15 protein-coding genes are annotated in these 16,337 nt (G+C 68.7%); all 15 read right to left on the reverse strand.

Annotation, left to right across the window (positions count from 1 at the left end; all coding sequences use genetic code 11):
* Nucleotides 1-6: 6 nt before the first annotated feature.
* The 15 genes from ASE34_RS10005 to fmt all read right to left on the reverse strand — a co-directional run bounded on the left by ASE34_RS10005 (nucleotide 7) and on the right by fmt (nucleotide 16,292).
* The gene (locus ASE34_RS10005) at nucleotides 7-1,473 is read right to left on the reverse strand and encodes a glutamate synthase subunit beta (RefSeq protein ID WP_053096090.1); all 1,467 of its coding nucleotides are present in this window, start codon (nucleotides 1,471-1,473) and stop codon (nucleotides 7-9) included.
* Entirely contained in the window at nucleotides 1,466-5,989 is a 4,524-nt protein-coding gene (gltB, locus tag ASE34_RS10010) for a glutamate synthase large subunit (protein WP_157538235.1), read from the reverse strand. The genes ASE34_RS10005 and gltB overlap by 8 nt, the downstream gene beginning before the upstream one ends.
* Nucleotides 5,990-6,124: 135 nt before the next feature.
* Nucleotides 6,125-7,153, reverse strand: coding sequence for a prolipoprotein diacylglyceryl transferase (lgt, locus tag ASE34_RS10015; RefSeq protein ID WP_053096092.1), 1,029 nt, complete (start codon nucleotides 7,151-7,153; stop codon nucleotides 6,125-6,127).
* Nucleotides 7,154-7,163: 10 nt separating this feature from the next.
* Nucleotides 7,164-7,967, reverse strand: a complete 804-nt coding sequence (trpA, locus tag ASE34_RS10020) for a tryptophan synthase subunit alpha (protein ID WP_056278764.1) — start codon at nucleotides 7,965-7,967, stop codon at nucleotides 7,164-7,166.
* Entirely contained in the window at nucleotides 7,964-9,232 is a 1,269-nt protein-coding gene (trpB, locus tag ASE34_RS10025) for a tryptophan synthase subunit beta (RefSeq protein WP_053096096.1), read from the reverse strand. The genes trpA and trpB overlap by 4 nt, the downstream gene beginning before the upstream one ends.
* Nucleotides 9,232-10,002: an indole-3-glycerol phosphate synthase TrpC gene (gene trpC / locus ASE34_RS10030; protein WP_053099114.1), complete on the reverse strand. Its 771-nt coding sequence runs from the start codon at nucleotides 10,000-10,002 to the stop codon at nucleotides 9,232-9,234. The genes trpB and trpC overlap by 1 nt, the downstream gene beginning before the upstream one ends.
* A gap of 2 nt (nucleotides 10,003-10,004) precedes the next feature.
* Entirely contained in the window at nucleotides 10,005-10,250 is a 246-nt protein-coding gene (locus ASE34_RS10035; RefSeq protein WP_053096098.1) for an HGxxPAAW family protein, read from the reverse strand.
* A gap of 48 nt (nucleotides 10,251-10,298) precedes the next feature.
* The gene (locus tag ASE34_RS10040) at nucleotides 10,299-10,889 is read right to left on the reverse strand and encodes a Trp biosynthesis-associated membrane protein (protein ID WP_053096100.1); all 591 of its coding nucleotides are present in this window, start codon (nucleotides 10,887-10,889) and stop codon (nucleotides 10,299-10,301) included.
* The gene (hisI, locus tag ASE34_RS10045; protein ID WP_056278765.1) at nucleotides 10,886-11,245 is read right to left on the reverse strand and encodes a phosphoribosyl-AMP cyclohydrolase; all 360 of its coding nucleotides are present in this window, start codon (nucleotides 11,243-11,245) and stop codon (nucleotides 10,886-10,888) included. The genes ASE34_RS10040 and hisI overlap by 4 nt, the downstream gene beginning before the upstream one ends.
* A complete protein-coding gene (gene hisF, locus ASE34_RS10050; protein ID WP_053096104.1) occupies nucleotides 11,242-12,003 on the reverse strand; it encodes an imidazole glycerol phosphate synthase subunit HisF in 762 nt (253 codons plus the stop codon). The genes hisI and hisF overlap by 4 nt, the downstream gene beginning before the upstream one ends.
* Nucleotides 12,003-12,845: an ATP phosphoribosyltransferase gene (gene hisG / locus ASE34_RS10055; protein ID WP_053096106.1), complete on the reverse strand. Its 843-nt coding sequence runs from the start codon at nucleotides 12,843-12,845 to the stop codon at nucleotides 12,003-12,005. The genes hisF and hisG overlap by 1 nt, the downstream gene beginning before the upstream one ends.
* A 38-nt stretch (nucleotides 12,846-12,883) precedes the next feature.
* A complete protein-coding gene (locus ASE34_RS10060) occupies nucleotides 12,884-13,147 on the reverse strand; it encodes a phosphoribosyl-ATP diphosphatase (RefSeq protein WP_017202142.1) in 264 nt (87 codons plus the stop codon).
* Nucleotides 13,144-13,824 carry a ribulose-phosphate 3-epimerase gene (gene rpe / locus ASE34_RS10065; RefSeq protein ID WP_053096108.1) on the reverse strand — a complete coding sequence of 227 codons (681 nt, stop codon included), beginning with the start codon at nucleotides 13,822-13,824 and terminating at the stop codon, nucleotides 13,144-13,146. Before rpe ends, ASE34_RS10060 begins: the two co-directional genes overlap by 4 nt.
* Nucleotides 13,825-13,827: 3 nt before the next feature.
* Complete coding sequence (locus ASE34_RS10070; protein WP_082586591.1) at nucleotides 13,828-15,375, reverse strand: RsmB/NOP family class I SAM-dependent RNA methyltransferase; 1,548 nt, start codon at nucleotides 15,373-15,375, stop codon at nucleotides 13,828-13,830.
* Complete coding sequence (fmt, locus tag ASE34_RS10075; RefSeq protein WP_056278766.1) at nucleotides 15,372-16,292, reverse strand: methionyl-tRNA formyltransferase; 921 nt, start codon at nucleotides 16,290-16,292, stop codon at nucleotides 15,372-15,374. Before fmt ends, ASE34_RS10070 begins: the two co-directional genes overlap by 4 nt.
* Nucleotides 16,293-16,337: the final 45 nt, after the last annotated feature.

The raw sequence follows: 16,337 nt of genomic DNA on the forward strand, positions 1-16,337 counted from the left end.
CTCAGCCTACGCGGGCTGGAGACCGATAGCGACTTCATGTGGTCGCACCGGCTCGGGCAGCACGGTGGTCCCCATGAGGAATCGGTCGACGTTCGCCGCAGCCGCGCGGCCCTCGGCGATCGCCCAGACGATCAGCGACTGTCCGCGACCGGCATCGCCGGCGACGAAGACGCCGGGAACCGTGGACTCGTAGCTGTCATCACGTCGGAAGGCACCGCGGTCTGTCACCTGCGGGAGGGTGTCCTCGGAGTAGCCGTCCTGCTCCGGACCGGTGAAGCCCATCGCGATCAGTACCAGATCTGCGGGGATCTCGCGCTCCGTCCCGCTCTTGGGAACCCGGCGGCCGTCGATGAACTCGGTCTCGGCGACGCGGAGCGCGCGCACCTCGCCGACATCGTTCGAGAGGAATTCGACGGTCGAGGCGAGGAAGACCCGCTCGCCGCCCTCTTCATGTGCCGAGGAGATCTCGAACAGCGTCGGCATCATCGGCCAGGGCTGGTGGCCCGGCCGCTCGGTGCCTGGCTGCTTGCCGATCGCGAGGTTCGTCACGCTGATCGCGCCCTGACGGTGTGCGGTGCCGATGCAGTCCGCACCGGTGTCACCGCCGCCGATCACGATGACGTGCTTGCCCTCGGCGGTGATCTGCTCCGGCACCTTGTCACCGGCGACCGCATGGTTCGACTCGACCAGGTACTCCATCGCGAAGTGCACTCCGTCGAGGTCGCGACCAGGGATAGACAGGTCGCGCGGAACCGTGGATCCGGTGGCGATCACGATGGCGTCGTAGCGGGCGCGCAGGTCGGCCCACGAGATGTCCTTGCCGATCTCTACTCCGGCGCGGAAGCGTGTTCCCTCTTCCTGCATCTGGCGAAGGCGCGACTCGAGCTGCCCCTTCTCCATCTTGAAGTCGGGGATCCCGTAACGCAGCAGGCCGCCGATGCGGTCGTCGCGCTCGAACACCGCGACCGTGTGACCGGCGCGCGTGAGCTGCTGAGCAGCGGCGAGACCGGCAGGGCCGGACCCGACGACCGCGACGGTCTTGCCCGTCAGGCGGGCCGGTGGCTGCGGTTCGACCCAGCCCTTGGCGAACGCCTCGTCGATGATCGAGACCTCGATCTGCTTGATCGTGACAGGAGGCTGGTTGATGCCGAGCACGCAGGAGCTCTCGCACGGGGCCGGGCACAGGCGACCGGTGAACTCCGGGAAGTTGTTGGTCGCGTGCAGGCGATCGATCGCCGCACGGCCCTCGCCGCGCCAGGTCAGGTCGTTCCACTCGGGGATCAGGTTGCCCAGCGGGCAGCCCTGATGGCAGAACGGCACGCCGCAGTCCATGCAGCGACCTGCCTGCCGCTTCAGGACGGCCTGGTCGCCGGGCTCGTAGACCTCTTTCCAGTCCATGATGCGCACGGGCACAGGGCGACGCGGGGGAAGCTCACGTTCTGTGACCTTCAGAAAACCTTTGGGATCAGCCACCGGTCACCTCCAGGATGCGGTTCCAGACGATGTCGCCGTCGGGGTCGATGCCCTCGGCGACTGCTTCTTCGCGCATGCTGCGGACTGCCGCGTAGTCGCGAGGAAGCACCTTCGTGAACTGGCCTGCGGTCTCATCGAACCGGGCCAGGATGTCGGAGCCGAGCGGCGAGGCCGTGCGCTCCACGTGTGCCACGATCAGGCTCCGCAGCACTTCGAGGTCGGCTCGGTCGAGCGGTTCGAGCCGGAGCTCGCCGCTGCCGAGCGACTGGGCGTTGATCTTGCCGCTGTCGAGCGAGTGGATGTAGGCCACTCCCCCGGACATGCCGGCGCCGAGGTTGCGACCCGTCGAGCCGAGGATCACCGCGACGCCGCCCGTCATGTACTCGAGCGCGTGGTCGCCCACTCCCTCGACGACGGCGGTCGCGCCGGAGTTGCGCACGAGGAATCGCTCGCCGACCACGCCGGAGAGATACATGGTCCCGGACGTCGCGCCGTAGCCGATCACGTTGCCGGCGATCACGTTCTCGTGCGGAGCGATGGCAGCCCCGCGAGCGGGACGGATCGAGATGTCACCGCCCGAGAGCCCCTTGCCGACGTAGTCGTTCGCGTCGCCCTCGAGTCGAAGCACGATTCCAGAAGGCAGGAAAGCGCCGAGCGACTGACCGGCGGTGCCGTGCAGCGTGACGTCGATGGTGCCGCTGGGAAGCCCCGCGGCGCCGTGTCGGGAGGTGACCTGGTGACCCAGCATCGTCCCGACGGCGCGTTCGGTGTTCGCGATCGGCAGCTCGACCACCACCGGTTCGCCGTTGAGGAGCGCCGGCTTGGCGATGTCGATGAGCTGCACGTCGAAGTGCTTCTCGAGCTCGTGATCCTGCGTGCGGCGGCTGCGACGCGGCTCGCTCGCCGGGAATGCCGGCCCCTCGAGCACGGGGCTCAGGTCGAGGCCCTCCGCCTTCCAGTGCTGGAGTGCGGCGTTCGCCTCGATCAGCTCGGTGCGGCCGACGATCTCATCGATCGAGCGGTAGCCGAGCTCGGCCAGGATCTCGCGCACCTCTTCGGCGATGAACTCCATGAAGTTCACGACGAACTCCGGCTTGCCGGTGAAGCGCTCGCGCAGCACGGGGTTCTGCGTCGCGACGCCCACCGGGCAGGTGTCGAGGTGGCAGACGCGCATCATGATGCAGCCGCTGACGACGAGCGGAGCCGTCGCGAACCCGAACTCCTCCGCGCCCAGCAGAGCGCCGATGATGACATCGCGTCCCGTCTTGAGCTGGCCGTCGACCTGCACGACCACGCGATCGCGCATGCCGTTGAGCATCAGCGTCTGCTGGGTCTCGGCGAGGCCGAGCTCCCACGGCGTTCCCGCGTGCTTGAGCGAGTTCATCGGGCTCGCACCCGTGCCGCCGTCGTGACCTGAGACCAGGATGACGTCGCTCAGAGCCTTCGCGACACCCGCCGAGACCGCGCCGATGCCCGACTGGCTGACGAGCTTCGTGTGGATCCGCGCCTCGGGGTTGGCCCGCTTCAGGTCGAAGATGAGCTGCTTCAGGTCTTCGATCGAATAGATGTCGTGGTGCGGTGGGGGCGAGATGAGTCCCACACCGGGTGTTCCGCCGCGCGTGCGCGCGACCCACGGATACACCTTCTGCGGAGGCAGCTGACCGCCCTCGCCGGGCTTCGCGCCCTGGGCGAGCTTGATCTGGATGTCGTCGGCCTCGGTGAGGTACAGGCTGGTGACACCGAAGCGTCCCGAGGCGACCTGCTTGATCGCGCTGCGGCGCTCGGGATCGAGCAGACGGTCGGCATCCTCCCCGCCCTCACCCGTGTTGGACTTGCCGCCGAGCCTGTTCATGGCGATCGCGAGAGTCTCGTGGGCCTCTTTCGAGATCGATCCGTAGCTCATCGCGCCGGTCGAGAACCGCTTGACGATCGCCGAGACCGGCTCGACCTCGTCGAGCGGCACCGGCTTGCGCGTACCGGTCCGCAGCGAGAACAGACCGCGCAGAGTCTTGAGCTCCGCCGCCTGATCGTCGACCATCCTGGTGTACTCGCGGAAGATGTCGTAGCGGCGCTCGCGTGTGGCGTGCTGCAGCTTGAACACCGTCTCCGGGTTGAAGAGGTGCGGGGAACCGTCGCGACGCCACTGGTACTCGCCACCGGTCCAGAGGCGCTCGTGAGCGCGAGCAGCCTCATCCTCCGGGTAGGCGTAGTCGTGACGAGCCTGATTCTCGATGAAGATCTCTTGGATCCCGATGCCGCCGAGCTTCGACTCGGTGCGCGTGAAGTACTTGTCGATGAACTCCTCGCTCAGACCGACGGCCTCGAAGACCTGTGCGCCGGCGTACGACGAGACGGTCGAGATGCCCATCTTCGACATGATCTTCAGCACGCCCTTGCCGAGCGCGTAGATCAGGTTGCGGACGGCCTTCTCGGGGCTGATGCCGGTGATGTAGCCGGTGCGCACCAGGTGCTCCACGGTCTCCATCGCGAGGTACGGGTTCACGGCCGACGCGCCGTATCCGATCAGCGTCGCGACGTGATGCACCTCGCGGACGTCACCCGCCTCCACGATCAGACCGACCTTCATGCGGTTCTCACGACGGATCAGGTGGTGATGGATGGCCGAGACCATGAGGAGCGAAGGGATCGGGGTCAGATCCTTGTTCGAGTCGCGATCCGACAGGATGATGAACTCGGCACCGCTCTCGATGGCCTCATCGACCTCGTCGCACATCTCGGTCAGACGCTTCTCGAGCGTGTTAGAGCCGGCGTCGAAGTGGTACAGGCCCCTGATCGTCACGCTGGAGCGATCGGGAAGAGCCTTGTCGATGTGACGGATCTTCGCGAGCTCGTCGTTGTCGATCACCGGGAAGTCGAGCGACACCGTGCGGGTGTGGTCGGGACCCCAGGTGAGCAGATTGCTCTCGGGGCCGAGACCGAGCTTCAGACTCGTCACGACCTCTTCGCGGATCGAGTCGAGCGGCGGGTTGGTCACCTGCGCGAACTGCTGAGTGAAGTAGTCGAAGAGCAGGCGGGGACGCTTGCTGAGGACCGCGATCGGAGTGTCGGATCCCATCGCGCCGAGAGGCTCGACACCGTTCTGGCCCATCGGGGTCAGCAGGATGCGCACCTCCTCCTCCGTGTAGCCGAAGGTGCGTTGACGGCGGGTGATCGATGCGGGCGGGTGCACGATGTGCTCACGCTCGGGGAGGTCCGCGAGCCGCACGGAACCGGCATCCAGCCATTCCTGCCACGGGTGCATGGTCGCGAGATCGTGCTTGATCTCCTCGTCTTCGATGATGCGTCGCTGCGACGTGTCGACGAGGAACATCTTGCCGGGCTGCAGGCGTCCGCGACGCTTGATCCGCTCGGGTTCGAAGGTGAGCACACCGGTCTCCGAGCCGATGACGATGAGGCCGTCGGTCGTCTCGGTCCAGCGCCCGGGGCGGAGCCCGTTGCGGTCGAGGGTCGCGCCGACGACGGTGCCGTCGGTGAAGATGAGCGCCGCGGGGCCGTCCCAGGGCTCCATCTGGTTCGAGTGGTACTCGTAGAACGAACGAAGCTCCGGAGAGATGTCGGACTGCTTCTCGTATGCCTCGGGGACCATCATCATGATGGCGTGCGGCAGGCTGCGACCGGTGAGGGTGAGCAGCTCGAGCACCTCGTCGAACGACGCGGAGTCGCTGGCACCGTCGGTGCAGATCGGCAGCAGCGGCGCGACGTCGCCCAGCAGCTCGGATTCGAGCTGCGACTGGCGAGCCCGCATCCAGTTGCGGTTGCCGCCGACCGTGTTGATCTCGCCGTTGTGCGCGAGCATGCGCAACGGCTGAGCGAGCGGCCAGGAGGGGAACGTGTTCGTGGAGTAGCGGGAGTGCACGACCGCGAGCTCGGACATGAAGCGCTCGTCCTGCAGGTCGGGGTAGAACGGCTCGAGCTGCAGCGTCGTGACCATGCCCTTGTAGCCGAGAGTGCGGGCGGACAGCGTCACGAAGTAGGCGCCGAGCTCGTGACCGGCGCGCTTGCGCAGTCGGTATGCGACGCGGTCGAGGGCGATGCCGGTGAGCGGGGCGTCCGAGTGCGTCGCTCCCCCGGCGCTCACGAAGAGCTGCTCGAAGGCGGGACGCGCCTCGTCGGCGAGCTTTCCGAGGTTGTCGTTGACCGTCGGAACCTCGCGCCAGCCGAGGACGCGGAGTCCCTCCGAGCGGGCGATCTTCTCGATGCCGGCCTTCTGCTGGCGGCGCTCGCTGGAATCGCGCGGCAGGAATGCCAGGCCCGCGGCGTACTCGCCGACCGGGGGCAGTTCGAAGTCGGTGACGGCGCGCAGGAACGCGTCCGGCATCTGCGTAAGGATGCCCGCGCCGTCTCCGGTGCCGGCATCCGAGCCGATCGCCCCGCGGTGCTCCAGGTTGCGCAGCGCTTCGAGCGCGAGCGCGATGATGTCGTGGCCCGCCTCGCCGCGGAGGGTCGCGACCATGGCGAGGCCGCAGGCGTCCTTCTCGAACGCCGGGTTGTACATGCCCTGCTTCGGGGGGTAAGCGCCGGAAGCGCCGTAGGGAGGCTGAAAATACACCAGTACCGTCCTCAGATCTTCGGATGACCCGGGGGCGTCATTGGCCGGGTGGATGCGATGGGGTCCGCACGGACCGGTGGGCTATCGAGCGCCTTCCGAGTCCGTGGGAGCGGTGCTTGTGGCGCTGGCTCCTGCGGCGACTTCTTCGGACGGAGGCTCACTCACGTCCACGAAATCGGAGGGATTGTTCTGCGATTCTACATCAGCGTCGAGGTCCTTCCGGCCGCGGCCGGGCTGGTACGGCGACGGCTCGAGACCGGGGTGGCGGCGAGACTGGACGATGAGGATCGCGATGCCCACGATGATGCCGATGATGGCGGCCCACACGTTGCTGCGGAGACCCAGGATGATCTCGCTCGGATCGATGCGGATCGACTCCCAGACCACACGTCCGGCGCTGTACCAGATGAGGTAGATGGCGAAGAGCTTTCCCCACTGGAACGCGGTCGCCTTGCGGCTCAGCCAGAGCAGCACGATCACGCCGAGACCGTTCCAGATCACCTCGTACAGGAACGTGGGGTGGAAGAGCGTGCCCTCGGGAAGGCCGGGAGGGAACGCGGAGTTGTCGGAGGGGATCTCGAGGCCCCACGGCAGGTCGGTGGGCAGACCGTAGAGCTCGTTGTTGAACCAGTTGCCGAAACGGCCCATGGCCTGTGCGAGCAGGAGCCCGGGTGCCAGTGCGTCGGCGAAGGTCCAGAAGCGGATGCCGGTCCACCGGCATCCGAGGTACGCGCCCACTGCGCCGCCGATGAGGGCGCCGAAGATGGCGATGCCGCCCTCCCAGATGGCCCAGACGGATCCGGGTTCGAAGGGATTCCAGGTGTTCCTGCCCTCGCCGAAGTAGAAGTTCGGGTGGGTCAGGACGTGGAAGATGCGCGCGCCGATGATGGCCAGCGGAACGGCGAGGATCGAGATGTCGATCACGACCCACGGCTCTGCACCGCGCTTGGTGAGGCGGTGGTTGGTGAGCAGTACCGCCGCGATGATGCCGGCGATGATGCAGAGCGCGTAGAAGTGGATCCGGAGCGGGCCGAGGTCGATGTAGGAGACCGTGGGGCTCGGGATGCTGGCGAGCACGCCGCTGAAGGTGCTGTGGAGCGCGAGGGACATGAGTGCGATTCTAGTTCTCGTGTACGGGGCGTGCCGACGACGTGCCGACCGCCAGGTTTCGGGTGACCTCTGCGAGGGCGGGGATGCCGCCGTCGCGGAGGGCGCGGACGAGTGCGGTGCCGACGATGGCGCCGTCCGCGTATTCGGAGACTCCGGCGATCTGCTCGGCGGTCGAGATGCCGATCCCGACGCAGGCGCGGATGTCGCCGTGCTCGCGAAGGCGTCCGACCAGGGTGCGCGCAGCGCGGTCGAGCTCGGTGCGCTCACCGGTGATGCCCATGGTCGAGACGGTGTAGACGAAGCCGGTGGACGACTTCACGACGAGGTCGAGGCGCTCGTCGGTCGAGGTGGGCGCGGCGAGGAAGACGCGGTCGAGGCCCGTGCGCTTGCTCGCTGCGATCCACTCCCCTGCCACGTCAGGGGTGATGTCGGGCGTGATCAGGCCCGCTCCCCCCGCGGCCAGCAGGTCGTCCGCATAGCGATCGACGCCGTACTGGAACACCGGATTCCAGTACGTCATGACCAGGACGGGCACATCGGTGGCGTCGGTGATCGCGCGCACGGCCGTGAAGAGGTCCTTCATCTTGAAGCCGTTCGCGAGAGCCGCGGTGGTCGCCTCCTGGATCACGGCGCCGTCCATCACCGGGTCGCTGTAGGGCGGTCCGAGCTCGATGATGTCGACGCCGTTCTCGGCGAGGGCGATGGCGGCGCGGATGCTCGTCTCGAGGTCGGGGTAGCCGACGGGGAGGTATCCGACGAAGGCGCTGCGGCCCGCGTCATGGGCGGCGGCGATCGCCTGTTCGACGCGGCTCACAGCTCCGGCTCCCCCTTCGACGCGGCTGCTTCGGCGTCGCTCTCGTCGGCGACATCGTGCGCGAGCGCCTCGGCGTCGTAGAGGTCGAAGTAGCGGGCTGCGGTGTCCATGTCCTTGTCGCCGCGACCCGACAGGCAGATCGCGAGCACGGCGTCCGGACCCATCTCACGTCCGAGGCGCAGGGCGCCCGCGAGGGCGTGGGCGGACTCGATGGCGGGGATGATGCCTTCGGTGCGGCTCAGCAGGCGCAGCGCCTGCATGGCCTCGTCGTCGGTCGCCGGGATGTACTCGGCGCGACCGATGTCGGCGAGCCAGGAGTGCTCCGGGCCCACGCCCGGGTAGTCGAGACCTGCGGAGATCGAGTGCGACTCGACCGTCTGGCCGTCTTCGTCCTGGAGGACGTAGGTCTTCGCGCCGTGCAGGATGCCGGGACGCCCACGCTCGATGGAGGCCGCGTGGCGAGGTGTGTCGACGCCGTCGCCGGCCGCCTCGACTCCGTAGAGCTTCACGCCGGCGTCGTCGAGGAACGCATCGAACATTCCGATCGCGTTCGAGCCGCCTCCGACGCACGCGATGACCGCGTCAGGCAGTCGGCCGACCTCGTCGAGCAGCTGCTGGCGAGCCTCTTCGCCGATGATCTTCTGGAAGTCCCGAACCATCGCGGGGAACGGGTGCGGCCCCGCCGCGGTGCCGAAGATGTAGTTGGTCGTCTCGACGCTCGCCACCCAGTCGCGGTACGCGTCGTTGATCGCGTCCTTCAGCGTGCGCGATCCGGAGGTGACCGCGATCACCTCGGCGCCGAGCAGTCGCATCCGCGCGACGTTGAGCGCCTGGCGCTCGGTGTCGACCTCGCCCATGTAGATGGTGCAGTCGAGGCCGAAGAGAGCGGCAGCGGTAGCCGTGGCGACGCCGTGCTGGCCTGCCCCCGTCTCGGCGATCACGCGGGTCTTGCCGAGGCGCTTCGTCAGCAGCGCCTGCCCCAGCACGTTGTTGATCTTGTGCGAGCCGGTGTGGTTGAGGTCCTCGCGCTTGAGGAACACTCGCGCTCCGCCGGCGTGCTCGGCGAACCGGGCGACCTCGGTGAGCGGCGACGGGCGCCCGGCGTAGGAGCTGAGCAGAGACGCCAGCTCGTCGCGGAAGACCGGATCGACGATCGCGTCGGCGTATGCCGCCGAGAGCTCGTCGATCGCGGCGATCAGCGACTCGGGCATGTAGCGTCCGCCGTAGTCGCCGAACAGTGGACCGTGCTGGTCTCGCAGGCTCATCACGCCTCCAGGAAGCTCTTGAGTGTGGCGACCGGGTCGCCCGTGACGAGCGCCTCCCCGATCAGGACGACGTCAGCGCCCGCTGAGCGGTAGTGCCTGACGTCTTCAGGTGTGAGGACCGCGGATTCCGCGATCTTGACCGCGGTCTCAGGGATCCGGTCGACGAGACGGCCGAAGAGATCGCGGTCGAGCTCGAGGGTCTTCAGGTCGCGCGCATTGACGCCGATCAGCGATGCCCCGAGATCGATCGCGACCTCGAGCTCGTCGGCCGAGTGCGTCTCGACGAGCGGCGTCATGCCGAGCTCGGTGATGAAGCCGAAGAGCTCACGGAGCACATGCGGCTCGAGCCCCGCGACGATCAGCAGCACGAGATCGGCACCGGCGGCTCGTGCTTCGAGGACCTGATATCGATTCGCGATGAAGTCCTTGCGCAGCACGGGAAGGGACACGCGCGCGGTGACGGCTTCGAGATCGGCGAGGCTGCCGCCGAACCGGCGTTCCTCGGTCAGGACGCTGATCGCCGACGCGCCGCCCGTCTCGTACAGCGACGCCTGGAAAGCGGGATCCGGGATCTCGGCCAGGGCGCCACGCGACGGGCTCGCGCGCTTCACCTCGGCGATGATCTTCACGCGCTCGGCGGGAGCGAGGAACGCCAGGGCGTCCTTGGCGGCGGGGCGTGCGAGAGCATCGCGTTCCACCTCGGCCAGTGGCCTGGTGAGAGCGCGACGCTCAGCGTCTGCGACTGCGCCGGCCGTGAGGTCGGCGAGCACCATTAGTGCGCCTTCGGCGAGTACTTGGGGCCCTTCACGCCGTAGCCGGCCCTCGCGAGCAGCCAGCCCACGAGCGCGCCGATCGGGATGATGGCCGCGCCGACCCAGATCAGGGCGACCCAGACGGGGCTGAACTCGGCGAGGCAGAACGCCAGCGTGCCGATCGTGAAGCCGGCGAGCATGATGATGACGCCCGTCCATGCGGCAGGCGAGTGTCCGTGGCCGGGGTCAGCGATCGGGTTGGTCATGGTCTCCTCCGGGGGACGACGTGCTGGTTCGGGTCAAGTCTATCGGGGTCATCGCGTCGGGTCGGTTCCGCGAGACAGGTCGTCCCACGAATCGATCGCGTCCACGGGGCCGGCGGTCGCGTCCACATGTGCGGCATCGGTGCGGTAGCGGCGGCCGCCGCGCTTCCAGCGGCGCCACGTGACGAGCACGACGAGGGATGCCGCGAGCAGGATGACCCAGCCGATGAGCGTCATGACGGGCCAGGCGGAGAGCTCGATGCCGGCGACCACGTCCGTGATCGCCGAGCTCCCGGCGAGACCGGTCGTCTCGGTGACGGTGGGGCCCACGGCGCTCAGCGGCTCGGTCAGCACCAACTGGAGCGTCGTCCACCCGAGGAAGAGCGCGGCAGCGGTGGCGAGCACGCCGAAGATCAGCCGGAGCACGGGACCGACGATCGAGAGCGCGATGCCGAGCGCCAGCACGGCGAGGCTGAGAGGCGCGAGCAAGGGCAGCGCGGACGCCCCCGGCACGAGGATCGCCTCTCCCGCATCGGTGCGCGCGACGGTCAGCCAGGTCTGCGTCGACGAGATGATGCCGATCGCACCGGAGAGGAGGAACCCCGAGACGGCGATCGACCGGCCTCTGCGTGCGAGCGTCATTCTGCGGAGCCCCCCTCGACGGCCTGCAGGTCGGTCGTGTCGAAGCAGGTGCGCGTGCCCGTGTGACAGGCCGGTCCCGTCTGGTCGACACGAAGCAGGATCGCATCGCCGTCGCAGTCGAGCCGCGCCTCGTGCACCACCTGGATGTTGCCCGAGGTGTCGCCCTTGCGCCAGTACTCCCGGCGGGATCGAGACCAGTAGACCGCACGTCCGGTGGTGAGAGTACGTCGCAGCGCCTCGGCATCCACCCAGGCGAGCATCAGGACCTCTGCAGTGTCCCACTGCTGCACGATCACCGGTGCGAGACCGTCGTCATTGAAGGCGACCTGCGCGATGCGCTCTTCGACGTCGCTCATCGGACGAGCACTCCTTCCGCACGCAGTGCATCCTTCACGTCGCCGACCGTGAGCGCGCCGGTGTGGAACACGCTGGCTGCCAGAACCGCATCCGCCCCGGCCTTGATCGCCGGAGCGAAGTCTGCGGCCTTGCCTGCTCCGCCCGACGCGATCACGGGCACCGAGGCGGCCTCGCGCATCAGCTTCACCAGCTCGAGATCGAAGCCGTCTCGCGTGCCGTCGGCATCGATCGAGTTGACGAGCAGCTCGCCCGCGCCGCGTTCAGCGGCCTCTCGCGCCCAGTCGAGTGCGTCGAGGGTGGTCTGCGTGCGTCCGCCGTGGGTGGTGACCACGAAGCCGGATGCGGTCGTGTCGGCCCGCTTGACATCGAGCGACAGCACGAGCACCTGCGCCCCGAAGCGGTCGGCGATCTCGCCGATCAGCTCGGGGCGCGCGATCGCAGCGGAGTTCACACCGACCTTGTCGGCTCCGACGGACAGCAGGCGGGACACGTCGTCGACGCTGCGGACTCCCCCGCCGACCGTCAGCGGCACGAACACCTGCTCGGCGGTGCGCTGGACGACGTCGTAGGTCGTCGCGCGTGCATCGACCGTCGCGGTCACGTCGAGGAAGGTGATCTCATCGGCGCCCTGCGCCGCGTAGTGGCGGGCAAGTTCGACCGGGTCGCCCATGTCGCGCAGGTTCTCGAAGTTGACTCCCTTGACGACGCGGCCGGCGGCGACGTCGAGGCAGGGGATGACGCGACTCGCGAGCGCCATCAGAGCCTCGCGTTGTGGATCGCCGTGACGAGGATCGCTCGGGCACCGAGAGCGTAGAGCGCATCCATCACGGGGTTGACCCGCGCGCGGGCCACCATGACCCGCACCGCGACCCACTCGGGGTCGCGCAGGGGCGAGACGGTGGGAGACTCGATGCCGCCGGCGATCTTCACGGCGTCGTCGAGCAGAGCGAGCGGCAGGTCGTAATCGATCATCACGAACCGGCGGGCCACCATGACGCCGCGGAGACGGCGGAGAAGCGTCTCGGATCCCTCGGCATCCTGCGGACCGGCGATCAGCACGGCCTCGGACTGCAGGATCACGGGACCGAAGACGTCGAGCCCCGCTTGACGCAGTGTCGTGCCCGTCTCGACGACGTCAGCCACGGCGTCGGCCACACCGAGGCGCACGGCGGACTCCACCGCACCGTCGAGCGGCACGAGGTCGACCGCGATTCCGCGCTCATCGAGGAACGCGTCGACGAGACCCGGATACGACGTCGCGATGCGCAGACCGTCGAGCTCGGACACCTCGGTGTAGCGCCCCGAGGGCGCGGCGAAGCGGAAGGTCGAGCCGGCGAAGCCGAGCGCCTCGATCTCGCGCGCGCCGGGCATGCGGGCGTCGAGAAGCAGGTCGCGACCCGTGATGCCGACATCGATGGCGCCGGAGCCGACGTACGTCGCGATGTCCTTCGGACGGAGGTAGAAGAACTCGACGTCGTTGTCGCTGTCGACGACGTGGAGCGTCTTGGGGTCACGGCGACCGGCGTAGCCGGCCTCCGCAAGCATGTCGGCGGCCGTCTCGGAGAGAGAGCCCTTGTTGGGAACAGCAATGCGCAGCATGGGATGCCTTCAGATCGAAGCGAGTGGGGCGGAGCGCTTCACAGATGTCGGTAGACGTCCTGCAGGCTCAGGCCCTTCGCGAGCATCATCACCTGCACGTGGTACAGCAGCTGCGAGATCTCCTCTGCAGCGGCCTCGTCGGACTCGTACTCGGACGCCATCCAGACCTCGGCAGCCTCCTCGACGATCTTCTTGCCGATCGTGTGCACGCCGCCGTCGAGCTCTGCAACCGTGCCTGATCCCTCGGGGCGGGTCTCGGCCTTGACGCTGAGCTCGGCGAACAGCTCGTCGAAAGTCTTCACGATTCCAGGCTAGCGGCTCTGGCGCGGTCTCTGAGCCGGGTGACGGCCGCCTCGACGTCGTCGGCGCCGTAGACCGCGGATCCTGCGACGAAGGTGTCTGCGCCGGCGGCGGCCGCCGCCTCGATCGTCGCATCGGAGATCCCGCCGTCGACCTGCAGCCAGACGTTCGACCCTCGCCGCTTCGCCTCGTCGGCGAGAGCGCGCAGCTTCGGCATCGTCTCGGGCATGAATCCCTGCCCGCCGAACCCTGGTTCGACGGTCATCACGAGGATCTGGTCGAACTCCTCGAGCACGCTGTAGAGACCGTCCGCGGGGGTGTCCGGCTTGATCGCCACTCCGGCCCTCGCCCCGATGCTGCGCAGAGTGCGGGCCAGCGAGATCGGATCGGCGGCGGCCTCGAGGTGGAACGTGACGCTCGCGGCACCGAGCTCCGCATACGCGGGAGCCCACCGCTCGGGGTCGGTGATCATCAGGTGCACGTCGAGCGGGATCGGGCTGGTCGCCTGGATCCGCTCGACCATCTGCGGCCCGAACGTGAGGTTCGGGACGAAGTGGTTGTCCATGACGTCGACATGCGCGAAGTCGGCAGTGGCGATCTTGGCGAGATCACGCTGCATGTTCACGAAGTCGGCGGCCAGGATGCTGGGGTTGATGCGCGGTGCGCGGGGCAGGTCCACTCTCTAGTCTCCTTGCTCGGCGCTGGCGTCGCGCTGATCGGTGTCGGCTCGTCGGAGGAGCGTGAGGAACATCGCATCGGTCCCGTGCCGGTGTGGCCACAGCTGGACCCGCCCGGTGCCGTCGCTGCCGAGATCGATCGGTGAGGTCACGACACCCTCGAGGACCGCACGCGCATCGAGCTCGGTGATGTCGGTGCGGCCACGGAGCACCTCCTGGACGACGCCCGTCGTCTCGGCGAGATGCGGCGAGCAGGTCGCGTACGCGACGATGCCGCCGGGCGCCAGCGCGTCGAGGGCCGCCGAGAGCAGTTCGACCTGCAGCGGCACCAGCTCGGCGACATCACCGGGGGTCTTGCGCCATCTCGCCTCGGGCCGCCGCCGCAGAGCCCCGAGTCCCGTGCACGGCGCATCGACGAGGATGCGATCGAACTGGCCCGCGTGGGAGGTGCCGAACGTGCGGCCGTCCTCTTCATGAACCACGACATCGGCGGGCACGGTGCGCAGGGCGTTGCGGACGAGTCGCGCACGGGTGGGCACCACCTCGTTCGCCTCCAGCGACACATCGTGCTGTCGCGCGACCGCCGCGAGCAGCGCCGTCTTGCCGCCGGGGCCTGCGCACAGGTCGAGCCAGCGTTCGCCGGAACGGATCGGCGCAGCTTCGGCGAGAGCCAGTGCGACGAGCTGCGACCCTTCATCCTGCACACGCACCGTGCCGCCCGAGGAGGCGATCACGTGGTGCGGGTCGCCGCCCGGAGATCCGTAGGCCGTCGGCGCATACGGTCGACGTGGCTCCCCGGGCTCGGCGAGGCCGGGCAGAGCGACGAGAGTGACCTCCGGCGAGGCGTTGTCGGCGTCGAGGAGGTCGTCGAGCTCCTCGACGCGACCTTCAGCGGCCAACGCGCGACGCAGGGCACGGATGATCCAGACGGGGTGAGCGGAGCGCAGCGCCAGCCGTTCGTCGTCCGACCGCGCGGAGGACTCGATGCGCTGCTCCCACTCCCCCGGCGTCTCGCGGGAGATTCGCCTCAGCACGGCGTTCGCGAAGCTGGATGCACCGCGGCCCTGGGTGGCGGCGACGATGTTCACCGACTCGTTGACGGCCGCGTGCGACGCGACGCGGGTCGCGAGCAGCTGATGGGTCGCGAGTCTCAGCGCGTCGAGCACACCGGCGTCGATCTGCTCGACAGGCCTGTCGGCGGCCGCGGCGATGATCGCGTCATACGTTCCGCGGCGTCGCAGTGTGCCGTAGGCGAGTTCTGTGGCGAGAGCGGCGTCCTGTGGAGTGAGTCCTGCGTCCGCGATCGCGGCCGGAAGGATCAGGTTCGCGTAGGCATCCGATTCCGACACCGCCCGCAGCACGTCGTAGGCCACGCGCCGCGCAGGCTGCACCGTGCGCTGCGCGCCGCGGGACTGTCCGTCGCGCTTCCCGCCCCGAGCCTGGCCGTCACGTGGACGCTGATCGCGCGGCGTGCTCGGTCCCGAACGGGATCCGCGGCCGGACTCGCCGCGACGCGGCTCGCGACGTGCGCCGTCGTCCTGCCGCCCGCTCATGCGCCGGCTCGCAGGTTCTCGGTGTCGCGCTGCCCGCGCCACCAGTCGACCGCGCTCATCGCGCCCTTGCCCGAGGGCTGCACACGCGTGACCGCGAGCGGGGCCGAGGCCGTTCCGATGAGGAGAGCGGACTTGGTCGCGGTGAACGCGCCCGGCGCGAGGGCGATGTCGCTTTCCGAGGGAGTGGCCTCCAGCACCTTGAGGCGGATCCCGTCGACGGTCGTGTGGGCGCCCGGTTCGGGGGTGACTCCACGGAACCGCGCGAACACCTCGCTGAGCGGGCGGGTCCAATCGAGCAGACCATCGTCGAGAGTCAGCTTCGGGGCCAGCGACGCCTCCCCCTCCTGGGGCACAGCGCGCGCAGTGCCGTCGGCGATGGCCGCGACCACTTCCGCCGTCAGTTCGGCGCCATCGAGAGCGAGTGCGTCGAGTGCGGCATCCGCCGTCGCCTCGGGAGCGACCGCGACGACCCGCGTCGCGAAGACATCACCGGCATCGAGCGCGGGAACGAGCTGGAACACACTGGCACCCATCTGCGCATCGCCGTTGATCAGTGCGCGCTGCACGGGTGCGGCACCGCGCCACTGCGGGAGGAGCGAGAAATGCAGATTGATCCAGCCCTTCGACGGTGTGGAGAGCAGCGGCTCGCGAACGAGTCCGCCGTACGCCACGATCACACCGAGCTCGACATCGAGCGCGGTGATGGCGGCCGTCGCGTCGTCGTCGAGGCGAGCCGCCTTGATGACCGGCAGTCCGAGCTCGTCGGCGGCGTGAGCGACAGGCGACGGCGTGAGCACCCGCTTGCGGCCCAGCGGCGCGTCCGGGCGGGTGACGACCGCAGCGATGTCGTGCTCGGCCGCGAGGCGGCGGAGTGTGGGGACGGCTGCCGACGGTGTGCCGGCGAAGACGAGACGCATGAAGGTGCTCCGGAGGGATGCGGGGGTGGATCGGGTGAAATCGGA

This window comes from Microbacterium sp. Root280D1 (assembly GCF_001428975.1).
GTDB lineage: Bacteria > Actinomycetota > Actinomycetes > Actinomycetales > Microbacteriaceae > Microbacterium.

What these genes read in the sequence shown, in the direction of transcription:
- gltB (WP_157538235.1), bottom strand. Translation starts at nt 5,989, where the DNA reads ATGTACAACCCGGCGTTCGAGAAGGACGCCTGCGGCCTCGCCATGGTC.
- lgt (WP_053096092.1), bottom strand. Translation starts at nt 7,153, where the DNA reads ATGTCCCTCGCGCTCCACAGCACCTTCAGCGGCGTGCTCGCCAGCATC.
- trpB (WP_053096096.1), bottom strand. Translation starts at nt 9,232, where the DNA reads ATGAGCCTGCGAGACCAGCACGGTCCACTGTTCGGCGACTACGGCGGA.
- ASE34_RS10035 (WP_053096098.1), bottom strand. Translation starts at nt 10,250, where the DNA reads ATGACCAACCCGATCGCTGACCCCGGCCACGGACACTCGCCTGCCGCA.
- ASE34_RS10040 (WP_053096100.1), bottom strand. Translation starts at nt 10,889, where the DNA reads ATGACGCTCGCACGCAGAGGCCGGTCGATCGCCGTCTCGGGGTTCCTC.
- hisI (WP_056278765.1), bottom strand. Translation starts at nt 11,245, where the DNA reads ATGAGCGACGTCGAAGAGCGCATCGCGCAGGTCGCCTTCAATGACGAC.
- hisF (WP_053096104.1), bottom strand. Translation starts at nt 12,003, where the DNA reads ATGGCGCTCGCGAGTCGCGTCATCCCCTGCCTCGACGTCGCCGCCGGC.
- hisG (WP_053096106.1), bottom strand. Translation starts at nt 12,845, where the DNA reads ATGCTGCGCATTGCTGTTCCCAACAAGGGCTCTCTCTCCGAGACGGCC.
- ASE34_RS10070 (WP_082586591.1), bottom strand. Translation starts at nt 15,375, where the DNA reads ATGAGCGGGCGGCAGGACGACGGCGCACGTCGCGAGCCGCGTCGCGGC.
- fmt (WP_056278766.1), bottom strand. Translation starts at nt 16,292, where the DNA reads ATGCGTCTCGTCTTCGCCGGCACACCGTCGGCAGCCGTCCCCACACTC.